Consider the following 14,244-nt stretch of genomic DNA (forward strand, 5'->3'; position numbering starts at 1 on the left):
TCCGGTCCAGCGAGCGAGGACGCAAATGGACACCCCAGAGAATGGGCAATTGCATCGCGACGCGGGCGGGCGACCCCGTCGATCGGCCGGCTGGCTTGCCCGCGCCGCCATGTCGACGGCATTCCTGCTCGGCATGGCTTTCAGCAGCACTGCGTTTGCGCAGGACCAGCAGCTTCCCGCGGTGACGGCGGCCAAGCCGGTGGTCCGTGAAATCGTCGAGGACGACGAGTTCGTCGGGCGCTTCGAAGCCGTCGACCAGGTCGCCATCCGTTCGCGCGTCAGCGGCTATCTGGACAAGGTCAGCTTCCAGGACGGCGCACTGGTCAACAAGGGCGACCTGCTCTTCACCATCGACCAGCGTCCGTACCAGGCGGCTTATGATGCCGCCAAATCGCAAGTGGACGTCGCCAAGAGTCTGCTCGAATTCTCCAAGATGCAGCTGGATCGCGCCGACGAACTCGCCAAGACCGGCAATATCTCAACCGCGACGGTCGACGACCGCCGGCGGGAATACCTTTCGGCGCAGGCGCAGATGCAGGGCGCGACGGCTGCGCTGACGACGGCCAGCCTGAACATGGAATTCACCGAGATCAAGGCGCCCTTGTCCGGCCGCATCGACCGCCGGCTGGTGTCGGTCGGCAACCTCGTGCAGCCGGATTCTACCTTGCTGACGACCATCGTTACGCGCGATCCGATCGACTTCTATTTCGACGTCGATGAGCGCCTGTATTTCAGCTACGCCCGCGACGCGAAGGAGCGTGGCGGCAGCATGCAGGAAGGCGCCGGCGGGCTCGAGGTGGTGGTTCGCGTCGCCGACCGCGCGGAGGCGGTATTCAAAGGCAAGCTCGATTTTGCCGAGAACCGGATCGACAACGCGACCGGCACCATGCGGGTGCGTGCAAGTTTTCCCAACGCCGACGGCATTCTCCAGCCAGGCATGTTTGGGCGCATCAACGTGCCGGGGTCGCTGCCGCATAGCGGCGTGCTGGTGCCCGACAAGGCGATCGGCGCCGATCAGGATCGCCGCATCGTGTTCCTGGTGGATGAGGCCGGGATGGTGTCGGCCAAGCCTGTGCGCACCGGCCCGCTTCTCGACGGCTACCGGGTGATCCGCGCGGGCCTGACCGGCGACGAGACGATCATCGTCAACGGGCTGATGCACGCCAGGCCCGGCACCAAGGTGAAGGTCGAGATGGTGACGTTGCCGCCCAAGGCCGAGACCGCCGAGTTGCAGCAATGAGGTTCGCACATTTCTTCGTCGACCGTCCGATCTTCGCATCGGTCGTTTCGATCGTCCTGCTGATCCTCGGCGGGATTGCTTATACCCAGCTCCCGGTCGCGCAATATCCCGAGATCGCGCCGCCGACCATCGTCGTTCGCGCGCAGTATCCGGGCGCCGACGCCGAGACGGTCGCAGCGACGGTGGCAACGCCGATCGAGCAGGAGATCAACGGCGTCGAGGGCATGCTCTACATGTCGTCCTATTCATCGGGCGACGGGGCGATGGCGCTGACCATCACCTTCAAGCTGGGCACCGATCTCGACCAGGCGCAGGTGCTGGTGCAGAACCGCGTGTCGGTCGCCGAGCCGCGCCTGCCCGAAGAAGTCCGCCGCCTCGGCATCACCACCACCAAGACCTCGCCCGACCTGATGATGGTCGTGCACATGCTGTCGCCCGACAATACCTACGACCAGCTCTACGTCTCGAACTACGCCCGCTCGCGGGTGCGCGACATACTGCTCAGACTCGACGGCGTCGGCGACCTCATCATCTTCGGCGAACGCGAATATTCGCTGCGCATCTGGCTCGATCCGGAAAAACTGTCCGCCCTGGGGATGACCTCGGGCGATGTGGTGCAGGCGCTGCGCGACCAGAACGTCCAGGTGTCGGGTGGCTCGATCGGCGCGCCGCCGACCAGCACCGGCACGGCGTTCCAGTACACGGTCACCACGCAAGGCCGCTTCAACGACGCACGCGACTTCCGATACGTGATCGTCAAATCGACCGACGACGGCCGTCTGATCTCGCTGCAGGACGTGGCGCGCATCGAGCTCGGCGCCAAGGATTACGTCACCAACTCCTATCTCAACGGCAAACCGGCCGTGGCGCTCGCCATCTTCCAGCGGCCGAGCACCAATGCGCTCGCCGCAGCCGCGGAGATCCAGGACAAGATGAAGGAGCTTTCCCGCGACTTCCCGAAGGGGTTGAGCTACGACATCGTCTACAATCCGACCGAGTTCGTCGCCGAGTCGATCCAGGAGGTATACAAGACAATCCTCGAGGCGATGCTGCTGGTCATCATCGTCATCATCGTCTTCCTGCAATCGTGGCGCATGGCGATCGTGCCGATCGTGGCGATCCCCGTGTCGCTGATCGGCACGCTGGCGGTGCTTTACGCCGCCGGCTTCTCGCTCAACATGCTGACGCTGTTCGGCCTCGTTCTGGCGATCGGCATCGTCGTCGACGATGCGATCGTCGTGGTCGAGAACGTCGAGCGCAATATCGCCAGAGGGCTGGCGCCCAATCCGGCGTCGCACCTGACCATGGACGAAGTCGGAACGGCGGTCATCGCGATCTCGCTGGTGCTGATAGCCGTGTTCGTACCGACAGCCTTCATCCCCGGCATTTCTGGGCAGTTCTACCTGCAGTTTGCGATCACCATCGCGGTGTCGACGGCGATCTCGGCATTCAATTCGCTGACGCTTTCGCCGGCGCTGGCGGCACTGCTGTTCAAGCCGCATCACGCTGCGGCGGCGCCGCCGCGCTTTTTCCTGGCGCGGTTCGGACGGGCGCTCGCCGACGGCTTCAATCGCGGCTTCGACAGGGTCGCCCACTGGTATTCGAGCATCATCCGCGTGCTAGTCGGGTCGTGGATAACGATCGCCGCCATGCTGACCGTTTTCGCGGCCCTCATCTACGCCACGGTCTACATGGTGCAGGCGGTGCCGCGCGGTTTCATTCCGTCGCTCGACCAGGGCTATGCGATCGTCGTCGTCCAGTTGCCGGACGGCGCCTCGCTGTCGAGGACCGATGCGGTCATCCAGCAGGCGTCGCAGATCATCCAGAAAACGCCAGGCGTCGACTACGCAGTCGCCTTCGCCGGCTTCTCCGGCGCGACCTTCACCAACGCCAGCAACGCGGGCGTGATCTTCGCCAGGTTCAAGCCGTTTGACGAGCGACTGAAAGCCGGCCAGTCGGCGACCCAGGTCATCGGCAATCTGTTCGGCAGCCTGCAAAGCATCAAGGAAGCCTTCATTATCGCACTGCCGCCGCCGCCGATCCGCGGCGTCGGCAATGCCGGCGGCTTCAAGCTGCAGATCCAGGAGCGCAACAGCGCCGACATGCGGCAGATCCTGGCGCTTGCCAACGAAATCGCCGGCATGGCCAACAAGACGCCGGGGCTGACGGGCGTGTTCACCACGTTCTCCGCGTCGAGCCCGCAATTCTTCCTGGCGATCGATCGCGACAAGGCGCGCATCCTGAACGTGCCGATCCCCAACATCTTCGAGACGCTGTCGATCAATTTGGGCACCGCCTACGTCAACGACTTCAACGCTTTCGGGCGCGTCTACCAGGTGCGGGCGCAGGCCGACCAGGCGTTCCGCCTCGATCGCGCCGACATCTTGAAACTGAAGGTGCGCTCGGCGACCGGCGCGCTGGTTCCGCTCGGCACGTTGATCGAGATCCGCGACGTCACCGGCCCGGCGCTGGTCCAGCGCTACAACATGTACGTCTCGGTGCCGCTGCAGGGCAACGCCGCGCCCGGCGTTTCCACGGGCGACGCGCTGGCATTGATGGAAGGGATCACGGCAAAGACGCTGCCGGCCGGTACCTCCTATGAATGGACCGAGCTCGCCTATCAGGAGCGCAACACCGGCAATGCCGCTGTCTATATCTTCGGACTGTCGGTGCTGTTCGTGTTCCTGGCGCTGGCGGCGCAATATGAAAGCTGGGTGCTGCCGTTCGCGATTGTGCTGGTGGTGCCGCTCGGCGTGCTCGCGGCGTTGCTCGGCGTGTCTTTCCGAGGGCTGGACAACAACATCCTCGTGCAGATCGGCCTCATCGTGCTGATAGGGCTTGCCGCCAAGAACGCGATCCTGATCGTCGAATTCGCGCGCCAGGCGCAGGAACGCGGCCTGTCGGCCGCCGAGGCTGCCGTCGAAGCCTGCCGGCTCAGGCTGCGGCCGATCCTGATGACCGCTTTCTCGTTCATCCTGGGCGTCGTGCCGCTGATGATCGCAACGGGCCCGGGCGCAGAAATGCGCCAGTCGCTGGGCACCGCGGTGTTCTCCGGCATGCTCGGCGTCACCTTCGTCGGCCTGTTCCTGACGCCGGTGTTCTACGTCACGCTCAGGTCGCTGTTTTCACGGCGCAAGCCCCGTGCCGAGGCCGAGCCTTCGGGGCCGGCAGAGGCGCCATCGGAGACGGCCGCCGAGTAGGGTTACGAATTCGCCGCGTCGGGCGCGGCTTATCACTCCAGAAAATCGGCGGCGCGGTAACGGCCACGATCTGCGCGACAACCGCGACCTCTGGAGTCCTCGCTTGCGATGTCTGCTTTCAGGACGCGGCGAAGCTGATCTCTATGACCGAAATCAGGCGCGAAGCTGCCTTTCAACACCGGACCAAAGCGCTGGATTTTGATTCGTTTAAGATATCTGGCACGACCGAAGAGATTAGACTGCTGACCCCCGAATTTGATTCCCAGCAGACGGCTCTACTCAACCGCAGTAACGAAGCCTGAACTGGTAGATTATAGGGTCTGGGGAAAGGCGGTAGCGCTCTCCCGCTACCATCGCTCCCCCCGAACGGAGACGAGGTGGCCAAGGCCTTGGTCGACCATGTTTGACAGGTATCCATCAATCAGGATCGACGGCTGCTCGCCTGCCTTCGGCGGGTAGACTGTCACGGTCGACACGACGTCGCGGACGATCTTCTTGGCTTCTTCCGAGACGAAGCCATTCTCTCCGATCGCGGCGGCGAGCGCTTCCAGATCGCGGATGTAGCGGGCGACAAGCGCCGGCTTCAGCGTCACGACCTTCGGCGGCTGCGGCAGCACGGCGAGCTCGGCCTCGAGGTGCTGGCGCTCCTCGCGTAGCACTGGCAAGCGCTGCTCGGCTTCGGCTTCCGAAATCATGCCTTTGACATAGGCGTTCAGCACGCGGTCGTATTCGCGCCTGGCGGCGTCGAGCCGCTGGGCGGCCTTTTCGCGAGGCGCCCTGCCCCGAATAGAGCTTTTGATGCTCGTCATTGTAGGCAGCGACATAGTGGTCGATCAGCGCCTTGTCGTTCAACCTGGCGCGCAACCCGTCGATGACCGTCGCTTCGATATGATCGAGCGCATAGGGCCTGACATTGGTGCATGAGCGCGATTCCTTGGCGCGCGTGCACATGATGCGCGTCAGGCGACCCATCCTGTCCTTGACCGACATGCCCGACCCGCAGGCGCCGCAGCGCAGCGGGGTGTGCCAGCGCAAGTGCCTCACGTCGGCGATTTCCTGCCTCGATTCTCCTCTGAGGAAATGCTAAATTAGTCATTGCTTGGGCAAAGAGAGGGAGGTCTTTATGCGTGCATTTGCAATTTTTCTGTTAGGCGGCGCTTTGACTAGTTTTGTGTGTGCGTCCGCATGGGCCGGCAAGCTGCCGAAGGACGCGGTCGAATTAACCGCAGCCGAGGTCAAGGCGATATATTCAGGCAAGACCGGTATTTATGACGTCTCTAGCATTTACTATGCATCTGACGGCACAACCAAAGGAATCTTTGGCAAACCTAAGGTAACGGCAACTTTTAAGGGCACTTGGAGCGTAAGTGGCAATGAGATGTGCGCCAAGAATAAGCCAAAGGGTGATCCAAAAATCTACAGGGACTGCAACAAATTTTGGCGTTCTGGAAAAAGGATATATGACCTTTGGTCTGTCCACTATGATGGATCAAAGCCGGATCTAAAGAGCGGGTATGTTACCACTACCGTTAAGAAGCTTAAGGACGGAGATTTAGTGGCGAAAAAATACGCTGCTGCAGGCGGGGAGTGACAAAAGCGACAGGAACACGCAAGGAAAAAGCCCGCCACCGTGAGGCGGCGGCTTAGCAGTTCCGTCTGGGTGCCGGTTCAGTGGCGCCCAGCGGGCCCTTCAAGGAACTCCATGAAGTTTTCCACCGCTCTGTCCGCTGGCGTTGACCGGGAGTTGCAAGCACTGAGAATGGCGGCGGCGATTTTCAGCATATCGGTGCGACTTCCAACAATCTTTGATACCACGGCATTTTCTGTGCCGCCGTCATAAGTCGAGCGCTGCAGGACATGCAGCGTCAGCCTGAGATTGTCGCCCATAAATTGGAGTGGGCCGGCACCAGTGACGAACGTGTCAGAGACGCAGAACGGTTCGACGGTCGGGACGGCGCTCATGATGCCGCCTTTCTGGCCTTGGCGTCGGCCATCGCGTTGTCGATACACGCTCCAGCCGCTTCGTTCAGACGTTCGGCGAGGTCGCGGGCGATCATGGCCAGCGCGCTTATTTGGTCCGCCAAAGCGACCCTCTTCCCGTCGCGCTCGAACTCCTGTTCCATGGTCTGGCCATAGAGCACTTCGAGCAAGTGGTGCAGGTTCCCAGTATCGAATTGCAGGTCGTCGAGGTCATCTGAAGGCGCGGTCATGAGGCGGCGCCCCCGAGGGTTTCGTAGTAGGCGTTCTTAACCTTCCGCGTCATCTGCTCTGCAATGGTGGCAATGAAGAAAAGGCGCTCCCCCTCGCTTGGGTCAGAACGAAATTCCCGTCAGGTACTGTGGAAAAGACCTCCAGCATGGTCAGCAAGACGTCGGCCACGTTGTCCGCGTCACAGATCAGCGGCTCCAGATCGGCGAAGGTCATCTTCTCCTTGGCGGCGCTCATTTTGGGCAGAATCTGAACTTGGAGTTGGCCAGCAGTTCTGTAGCCGAAAGTGGAGTTGCGGCTCCGTGGCTCGGAAGGTCAGAGCCAGACCTTCAAGCGCCCCGCGAGCATCGGCATGAACTATGCCCCGAACCGGACTTATCCCAAAAGTCCGAAATGCCTGCTCTCGAGCCAAATCTGGCGATCCGCTTCCTGGCACAAGTGTGCGGCAGTCGACCCGTTGCGTCATTCGATCCTGTACGCAACGCCGGATCAAAGCGCTCTCCTCTGCAGTTGTTGTTTGGGATCCCGGGCTCGTGCCTTGTTGCCGAAACGGATTCCGGCGTAGGGCGAGGCCCCCGCAAAGCCGACGTTGACGTCGCGGCAGACGTTCGTCGTCTGCGGGTCAGACTTTTCGTTTCGGGAACTGCGCGATTGCGCCAACTTCGGACGTTCAGCTTCCCTACTGCTACGGCAGGTGTAATCCTGGTTAGAAGCCTCAGCGCACCGTTCACGTCGAGAGGTGAGCGCATCAGCCTAGCGACTGGACCCTTGGCTAGGAACTCTCCGTCGTTCACATGTCGAGACCAGAGAAAGACGATGAACTCCGCAGACTAAATCGCAGACTAATTTCTCTCTCTAGTCTGCGATGTCCTTCTAAGTCATTGAAATGTTGGCGCGCCCGGAGAGATTCGAACTCCTGACCCCAGATTCGTAGTTTGCAGCTACGCCGCATGCCGGCGAAAATGGAAGACGCGTCTTCGATAGTGGGTATTGCGATGTAGCGGTCTCCCGCTACCAAATTCAGATATTTGTCCAGCCCGGAGACATGGGTAACAGTTTGTACCTAAGACATGGGTGACAATCTCGTGCCGAACGGATTGCCGATGGTCTGCAACGTCCTCTGTTCCAGGTCGAGATATCCCACATCATAGTGCATGAAGCTGACGAGCCAAATGCCTCCGGCCAAAAGCCAAAAGTGTTACCCATGTATCCGGTACAAAATGTCACCTATGTCTCGGGTCGCTCAGCCTGCCATATGCATCGAGATCGTAGCCGAATGCAGCCATATCGGGCGTGGCGCTGTAGCCGAAGGCTGGTGAGGTCGGAATCAGAAAGGCACCTGCGCTCAACGGCCATTCGCCCGGCGGACCCGCCAGATGACGTTACCGACGTCGTCGGCGACGAGCAGTGCGCCAGTCTGATCGATAGCAACGCCGACCGGACGGCCCATCGCCTCGCCATTACGCCCGATGAAGCCAGTGAGCACATCTTTCGGAGGACCGCTCGGTTTGCCGCCATGGAACGGCACGAAGATCACCTTGTAGCCGCTGTGCACGCTTCTATTCCACGAGCCGTGCTGGCCGACGAAGGCGCCGTTGCCGTAGGTCGGACCGAGCCGGGCGCCTTTGGAGAAGGTCAGTCCCAGCGAGGCGGTATGAGAGCCCAGGGCGTAATCGGGCTTGACCGCCGTCGCCACGAGATCGGGGCGCTGCGGCTTAGCGCGTTCGTCGACGTTCTGTCCGTAGTAGCTGTATGGCCAGCCGTAGAAAGCGCCGTCACGAACCGAGGTCATGTAATCCGGCACGAGATCGTCGCCGATCTCGTCACGCTCGTTCACGGCGACCCAAAGCTCGCCAGTTTCAGGATTCCAGGAGAGCCCGTTCGGGTTGCGCAGGCCCGAGGCGAAGACCCGCGTGCGGCGGGTCGACCGATCCACTTCAAGGACAGTGGCGCGGTTCTTCTCCGCGGCTATGCCGTTTTCTCCAACGTTGCTGTTGGAACCAACGGTGACATAGAGCTTGCGTCCATCCGGACTTGCGATCACGTCCTTGGTCCAATGATGGTTGAGGTCCCCGGCCGGCAAGTCGATGATCTTTTCCGGCGACGTGCTGACTCGGGTCTGGCCATTGGAGTAGAGGAAAGCGACGAGCGCGTCGGTGTTCGCGACAAAGAGCTTGCCTTTGGACAGCGTCATGCCGAAGGGCGAATTGAGGCCTTCCGCGAACGTCGTGCCCACATCCGCAATGCCGTCGCCATCGGTGTCGCGCAGCAGCGTGATGCGATTGGCGCTTTTGGTCGCGGCGCCAGCCCGCTTCATAGCCAGGTCCATGAAGACCTTTCTAAGACTGAAGCCTTCGTCATGCTTGGCAGGGGCATTGGTTTCAGCAACCAGAACGTCGCCGTTCGGAAGCACATGCAGCCAGCGCGGATGGTCGAGGCCGGTGGCGAAGGCGTTCACTGTCAGCCCCTTCGCCGGGGTCGGCATACCTCCTTTCTGCCAGCCTTTCGCCTCGGCGATGTTAACAGTCGGGATCAGCGTCGGTCTTGGTTTCGGTAAAGTGGGGTTGGGGCCATAGCCGGTTATTGCCCCGGTTTTTTGCGCCGGGATGCCGGCGCAGCTTGCCATGACGGCGCCCAACACCGCTACGAGTACGCTCCCTCGGAAGCCGGCATGCATCGGACGTCCTCCGCATGGATATGTGTCGCGCTCTTTGTGCAAACGGAAGTCAGTGGCTTATTCTTCCAATTGCTTCGAAAAAAACAGCGGCGCTCGGATCCGAGGGCCAGGAATTCGCGACAGATCTGCTCTCGGCAGAAATATGGCGCGAGAAGATTGTGGCAACCGCGCGAATATCTGTCGCGCAATATGAATCTCAGATTCGTATCGCGCGAAATCGATACGGCTTGCGCTTTTCGGTATCGAGTTGCTCATGGGCCAACATGCGTTCGAATGGAACGAGACCGTGAACGGCGGGACCCACAATGACCCACCGATTGCACCAGCCGGTGAACCAGCTGTTGTTGCTGCTTAGCAAGACGCTGCAAATCTGCTAAAGTCTGCGATGGGAGGAGACGGATATCCAATCACTGCCGATAGCACAGCCAAATGTAGCTAAGGCGACACCCGGCGCATCACTTCCGCTCGCCTATTCCCTCGCGACGCTCTGCTGGCTCCTGTCCGCCGGCGTCTATATTGCCGCCAAGTGGGTTGCCCCCGAGATGCCGCCTTGGGCGCTCTGCTTCTGGCGGCTGACGCTCGCCTGCGCGATCCTGCTGCCTATCGTCCATCGTCATCACGGGGCGATGCTCGTGCTGATCCAATCCCGGGTGATCGAGGTGCTGGCCATCGGCGCCATCGGGCTGACCTTGTGTCAGGGCATGATCTACACGGGCCTCAACTACACCAACGCGACAACCGCCGGCATCATCATGGCGCTGTCGCCGATCATGACCATGGTGCTTGCCCGCTTCGTGCTTGGCGAGCCCCTCGGTGTCTGGAAAGCGCTTGGAGCGCTGGTCGCTCTGGCTGGGATGGTGGTGATCGTGGCGCGCGGCGACCTTGCCGCGCTGATGCAGCTACGGTTCAATCCCGGCGAGTTGTGGATCGTCGGCAGCGCGCTTTGCTGGGGCCTCTACACCGTGCTGCTGCGTCGCGCGAAATTCGGCATTGAGCTTCTGCCGATGGTGGTCCTGCTGCTGGGAGCCGGCGCGCTGGCCGCACTGCCTCTCTATCTCTGGGAACTGTTTTCCGGGGATCGTTCGGCGCTGCATGCGAACGGCCTTCTGGCCCTCGCCTATGTTGCCGGCCCGGGCGGCGCTCTGATGTACTATCTCTACAACCGCAGCGTCGAGACGCTTGGCGCCGGGCGCGCCAGCATGCTGCTCTATCTGCAGACCGCCTTCGTCGCCGTGCTCGCTTATCTGTTCCTTGGCGAAAGCTTGCACGACTACGATCTCGCCGGCGCCGCCTTCATCGTCGCCGGCCTGCTGCTCGCCACCGCGATCAAGCCGAGGCAGCGCACGGTGCGTGTAGCTTAGCGAACCTCAGCACCGTCGCTTCGGCCAGCAATTCGTAAGTCTTTGACAGTCCTTTCGGCCGGAGCGGCCCATGAGAGCTGCGTCACCGGTCGAGCTCCGTACGAAGAGGCTGCCGCGAAGGCCGCCTTCGATTTTCCTATCCGGCCCTGACGATCCGGAACCCTTCGACTTCCGCAATGACCGGCAGACCCTTCCATCGCTCTATGTCGTGCAGGACGATCAGTTGCCCAAGATCGCCGCCGATCGCGGTGTTGATGCGGTCGATGGTCTTCAGCTGCTCCCAAACACTGCCGACGGCATTGTTCAGCGGCGCATAGACGCCGTCGTGCTTGTGTCCGGTGATCTGGCGCTTCGAATAGACACAGTCGCCGGAGACGACCAGTTTGCCCCGCGCGGACTGGACGATGACGAATTGCTGTCCGATCGTGTGGCCGCTTCCCAGCCGTACATGGATGCCCGGCAGCACGTCGTCCTTGTCGCCATCGATCAGCGAAACGCGGTGTTCGACCGATGCATCAAGGGCGGCGCGCAACGTGTCGGGATCGATGATGGCGGTGAGATAACCGAACCGCGGCGGCAATGCGATCGCCTCATACCAGGACAGCAATTCGCTTTTCTGGATATAGAGATTTGCATTCGGGAACTCGGCGATCGATCCCATGTGATCGAAATGCGCATGGGTCACAAAAATGTCGGTGATCGCGCCGGCTGCAATGCCAAGCTCGGCCAGCATGCGAACCGGCGAAATCCAGTGGGGAATGTCGAACTTCAGCGAGAAGGCTGTGCTCGTTTCCTGAATGAAGCCGGTGTCGACCAGCACGTTGCGGTCGCCATGGCGTAGCAGGACAAAGGAGAAGGGCAGATCGACCTTGCCATCGTCATACATGCCTGCGACGAGATCCACCCAGGGCTGCTGCTTCGATCGGGCGAATTCGACGACGTAAACCTCCCAATGCGTGTTTTCGCTTGTCATGCTTTCTCCTTCAGCGTTCCGCCAGCGAGCGGCCCAGGCTCGCCATGCCCACGGCAATGATCAGGATGGCGCCCTGCAACACATATTGCGAGAAGGTCGGGGCGCCGAAAATGTTGAGGCCGTTGAAGCCGAAGGCGATGATGAGAGCGCCGACCAATGTGCCGAGCACATGGAATTCCCCGTCACGCAGCGTCGCCGAACCAAGGAACACAGCCGCGAATGCGGTGAGCAAGTAGGAGTCCGCGGCGCTGGCCGTGCCGCTGCCGAGACGCGAGGCAAGCAGTATTCCGGTCAGCGCCGCGCACATTCCCGAAATGACGAAACCGAGGATCTTGATACGATCGACATTCACGCCGGCAAGGCGGGCAGCCACCGCATTGCCGCCCACGGCCTGGATCTCCTGGCCGAGCGGCGTTCGCTCGACCAGCACCCAAAGCCCGCCGAGAACGAGGATCATGACGATGATGTTGTTGGGAATGCCGAACAGCCAGCGGCCAAGGGAAAGCTGGAGAAATGCCTCCGGCACGCCCGCCACAATGGGAACGCCGGCGGAATAGGCGAAGGCCAGGCCTGTAAGGATCGTTCCGACGCCCAGCGTCGCAATGACGGAATTGACCTTGATCTTGGTGACGATGAAGCCGTTGACCAGACCGATCACCGCGCCCAGCGCGATGACGATGACCACCGCAAGCGGGATTGGCAGCTTGTCGTGGACGACGAAGCCGGTGATCAGAATGCCGTGCAGGCTGGCGGCAAAGCCTATGGAGAGATCGAGTTCGCCAACGACAACGGCCAGTGTCAGCCCGCCGGCAATGATCATGGCCAGCGAAGCCTGGTTCAGCACATTGGTGAAATTGCCCACGGTTGGAAAGGCGGCGGGCGACAGGATCGAAAACGTGACGATCATCGCCAGAAGCCCAATGATCGTCCCATAGCGGGCAAAGATACCGAGCGCCGCCTTGGTTCCGGGCGACAGACGCCGGGCGCTTATCGCAACATCGCTCATCAGGGATGGTCCTCCATCAGTGCTTAGGGTTCGACATAGCTTGCCTCGACGATTGCCTTCCGCGACATGGCTAGGCCGGTCAGCTCGCGAACGATGCGGCCTTCCGCCATCACCAGAACGCGATCGCACAGCTCAGGCAACTCGTCCGGTTCCGACGAAATCACCAGAACCGCCATTCCTGCCTCGGCTTGCTGGCGGATCAGTCGGTGGATCTCGGTGCGCGCTCCGATATCGACGCCTCGCGTCGGCTCGTCGAGGATCAGCACCTTCGGTATGCGTTGGAGCCAGCGGCCGATCGCCACCTTCTGCTGATTGCCGCCGCTGAGACGGCCGACCGGCGTGCTCGCGTTCCGCGCCTTTATCGACAGGGCGCGGATCATCTCGCCGGCCATAGACGTGCGGGCGCGGCGGTTCATCAGCGGCAGGTAGCGACCGAAAGCGACCCTGTCGAGATTGGCGATGCTCAGATTGAAGGCGATACTCTTGGACAGGAAGAGCGCTTCCGCCCGGCGCTCCTCCGGGACCAGCCCAAGCCCCACCTGGACGGCCGCCGCGGGGGAAGAGGGCGTATAGGGCCGGCCCATCAGCGCCATCTCGCCGCTGTCCGGCCGGTCCGCCCCGAAAAGCAGCCGCGCGAGCTCCGTTCGTCCGGCGCCGACAAGGCCGCCGATGCCCAACACTTCGCCGGCGTGAAGCTCAAGGCTGACGCCGCGGACTTTCGGCACCCGCGTCAGGTTCTTCGCTTCCAGCACGACACCGCCGCGTGCCCTTGCGGTGGCCGTCCTTTGAGTGTCGCGAATTGCACCGCCGACGATCGCCTCGACCAGCGCGGGGCGGTGGAGCGCGTCTCCGGCGAGTTCGGCGACGGAGCGGCCATCGCGGAAGACCGACACGCGCGTGCACAGGTTCAGGATCTCGTCCAGCCGGTGCGAGATGTAGAGCACCGACACCCCTGACGCGGAAAGATCGCGGACAATCGCAAACAGCCGTTCCGCTTCACCTGCGGCAAGCGATGCGGTCGGTTCGTCCATGACGATCAGGCGCGCCTTGCGCACCAGGGCGCGGCAAATGTTGATCAGCCATATCTCGGCCGTCGAAAGTCCCTTCACGCTGGCGTTGAGCGGCGCCGATATGCCGACGCGACCGGCGATCGGCGCAACGTCACGCGCGATTGCACGCCAATCGGTCAGCCCGAAGCGCGTTTTCTTCGGGACGCCCAGCATGATGTTCTGCAGCACGGTCATGCCCGGCACGAACGCAAGCTCCTGATGGATGAAGCTCATGCCGAGTTCGGTCGCCCGCTGCGGCGTGCCAATCTCCTGGCGGCGGCCGTCGAGCTCGATACGACCGGCGTCGGGGTGGTTCAGTCCGGCGAGGATGCGGATGAAGGTCGACTTGCCTGCACCGTTGGCGCCGACAAGGCCATGGATTTCACCCGGCGCAATATCGAGCGATACGCCCTTCAGCGCTTGGGTGCCGCCGAAGGCCTTTGCGATATCGCGTGCGACCAGCAATGGGACCGTCATTTCAGCGCCGCCCGGCTGCGGCGCACCTCTTGTGAACGCCGCCGCCAAACCAA

The 14,244-nt window shown here is 61.9% G+C and carries 13 protein-coding genes and 2 pseudogenes; 5 read left to right on the forward strand and 10 right to left on the reverse strand.

Annotated elements, in window-relative coordinates; translation table 11 throughout:
* Window positions 1-109: 109 nt before the first annotated feature.
* The 3 genes from NKH05_RS11865 (at window position 110) to NKH05_RS11875 (ending at window position 4,742) form a co-directional block, all read left to right on the forward strand.
* On the forward strand, window positions 110-1,240 hold the full coding sequence (locus tag NKH05_RS11865) for an efflux RND transporter periplasmic adaptor subunit (protein WP_352482102.1): 1,131 nt from the start codon (window positions 110-112) through the stop codon (window positions 1,238-1,240).
* Window positions 1,237-4,440: an efflux RND transporter permease subunit gene (locus NKH05_RS11870; RefSeq protein WP_352591652.1), complete on the forward strand. Its 3,204-nt coding sequence runs from the start codon at window positions 1,237-1,239 to the stop codon at window positions 4,438-4,440. The genes NKH05_RS11865 and NKH05_RS11870 overlap by 4 nt, the downstream gene beginning before the upstream one ends.
* Before the next feature lie 143 nt (window positions 4,441-4,583).
* Complete coding sequence (locus NKH05_RS11875; protein ID WP_352482029.1) at window positions 4,584-4,742, forward strand: hypothetical protein; 159 nt, start codon at window positions 4,584-4,586, stop codon at window positions 4,740-4,742.
* A gap of 45 nt (window positions 4,743-4,787) precedes the next feature.
* On the opposite strand, the gene NKH05_RS11880 is transcribed toward NKH05_RS11875, so the two are convergent.
* Together NKH05_RS11880 and NKH05_RS11885 are read right to left on the reverse strand one after the other, a co-directional pair.
* A complete protein-coding gene (locus tag NKH05_RS11880; protein WP_023719289.1) occupies window positions 4,788-5,249 on the reverse strand; it encodes a hypothetical protein in 462 nt (153 codons plus the stop codon).
* A 61-nt stretch (window positions 5,250-5,310) separates the two neighbouring features.
* Window positions 5,311-5,484, reverse strand: a pseudogene (locus tag NKH05_RS11885) (recombinase zinc ribbon domain-containing protein); the annotation flags it as partial.
* Between the two features lie 79 nt (window positions 5,485-5,563).
* Between NKH05_RS11885 and NKH05_RS11890 the strand changes: the two are divergent.
* Window positions 5,564-6,031, forward strand: a complete 468-nt coding sequence (locus tag NKH05_RS11890) for a DUF995 domain-containing protein (RefSeq protein ID WP_156948081.1) — start codon at window positions 5,564-5,566, stop codon at window positions 6,029-6,031.
* A 77-nt stretch (window positions 6,032-6,108) separates the two neighbouring features.
* On the opposite strand, the gene NKH05_RS11895 is transcribed toward NKH05_RS11890, so the two are convergent.
* The 5 genes and pseudogenes from NKH05_RS11895 to NKH05_RS11910 form a co-directional block, all read right to left on the reverse strand.
* Window positions 6,109-6,402 (reverse strand): hypothetical protein, encoded by a 294-nt coding sequence (locus tag NKH05_RS11895; protein ID WP_352482028.1) that lies wholly within the window; start codon window positions 6,400-6,402, stop codon window positions 6,109-6,111.
* Window positions 6,399-6,650, reverse strand: a complete 252-nt coding sequence (locus tag NKH05_RS11900; protein WP_352482027.1) for a hypothetical protein — start codon at window positions 6,648-6,650, stop codon at window positions 6,399-6,401. Before NKH05_RS11900 ends, NKH05_RS11895 begins: the two co-directional genes overlap by 4 nt.
* A 49-nt stretch (window positions 6,651-6,699) precedes the next feature.
* Window positions 6,700-6,885: a hypothetical protein gene (locus tag NKH05_RS11905; protein ID WP_023720306.1), complete on the reverse strand. Its 186-nt coding sequence runs from the start codon at window positions 6,883-6,885 to the stop codon at window positions 6,700-6,702.
* Window positions 6,886-7,711: 826 nt separating this feature from the next.
* Window positions 7,712-7,825 (reverse strand): annotated as a pseudogene (locus tag NKH05_RS33115) (transposase); the annotation flags it as partial.
* Between the two features lie 168 nt (window positions 7,826-7,993).
* Complete coding sequence (locus NKH05_RS11910; protein WP_023720304.1) at window positions 7,994-9,325, reverse strand: PQQ-dependent sugar dehydrogenase; 1,332 nt, start codon at window positions 9,323-9,325, stop codon at window positions 7,994-7,996.
* Between the two features lie 401 nt (window positions 9,326-9,726).
* On the opposite strand from NKH05_RS11910, the gene NKH05_RS11915 reads away from it, so the two are divergent.
* Window positions 9,727-10,686 (forward strand): DMT family transporter, encoded by a 960-nt coding sequence (locus tag NKH05_RS11915; protein WP_352515704.1) that lies wholly within the window; start codon window positions 9,727-9,729, stop codon window positions 10,684-10,686.
* A 136-nt stretch (window positions 10,687-10,822) separates the two neighbouring features.
* Here the strand turns inward: NKH05_RS11915 and NKH05_RS11920 are convergent, their stop codons facing one another.
* The 3 genes from NKH05_RS11920 to NKH05_RS11930 are packed head-to-tail and all read right to left on the reverse strand — an operon-like array spanning window position 10,823 to window position 14,191.
* A complete protein-coding gene (locus NKH05_RS11920; protein WP_023720302.1) occupies window positions 10,823-11,659 on the reverse strand; it encodes an N-acyl homoserine lactonase family protein in 837 nt (278 codons plus the stop codon).
* 10 nt (window positions 11,660-11,669) lie between these two features.
* Window positions 11,670-12,665: an ABC transporter permease gene (locus NKH05_RS11925; RefSeq protein ID WP_352482025.1), complete on the reverse strand. Its 996-nt coding sequence runs from the start codon at window positions 12,663-12,665 to the stop codon at window positions 11,670-11,672.
* A 23-nt stretch (window positions 12,666-12,688) separates the two neighbouring features.
* Window positions 12,689-14,191 carry a sugar ABC transporter ATP-binding protein gene (locus tag NKH05_RS11930; RefSeq protein ID WP_023720300.1) on the reverse strand — a complete coding sequence of 501 codons (1,503 nt, stop codon included), beginning with the start codon at window positions 14,189-14,191 and terminating at the stop codon, window positions 12,689-12,691.
* Between the last annotated feature and the right edge of the window lie 53 nt (window positions 14,192-14,244).

The organism is Mesorhizobium sp. M1399 (genome assembly GCF_040317735.1).
GTDB lineage: Bacteria > Pseudomonadota > Alphaproteobacteria > Rhizobiales > Rhizobiaceae > Mesorhizobium.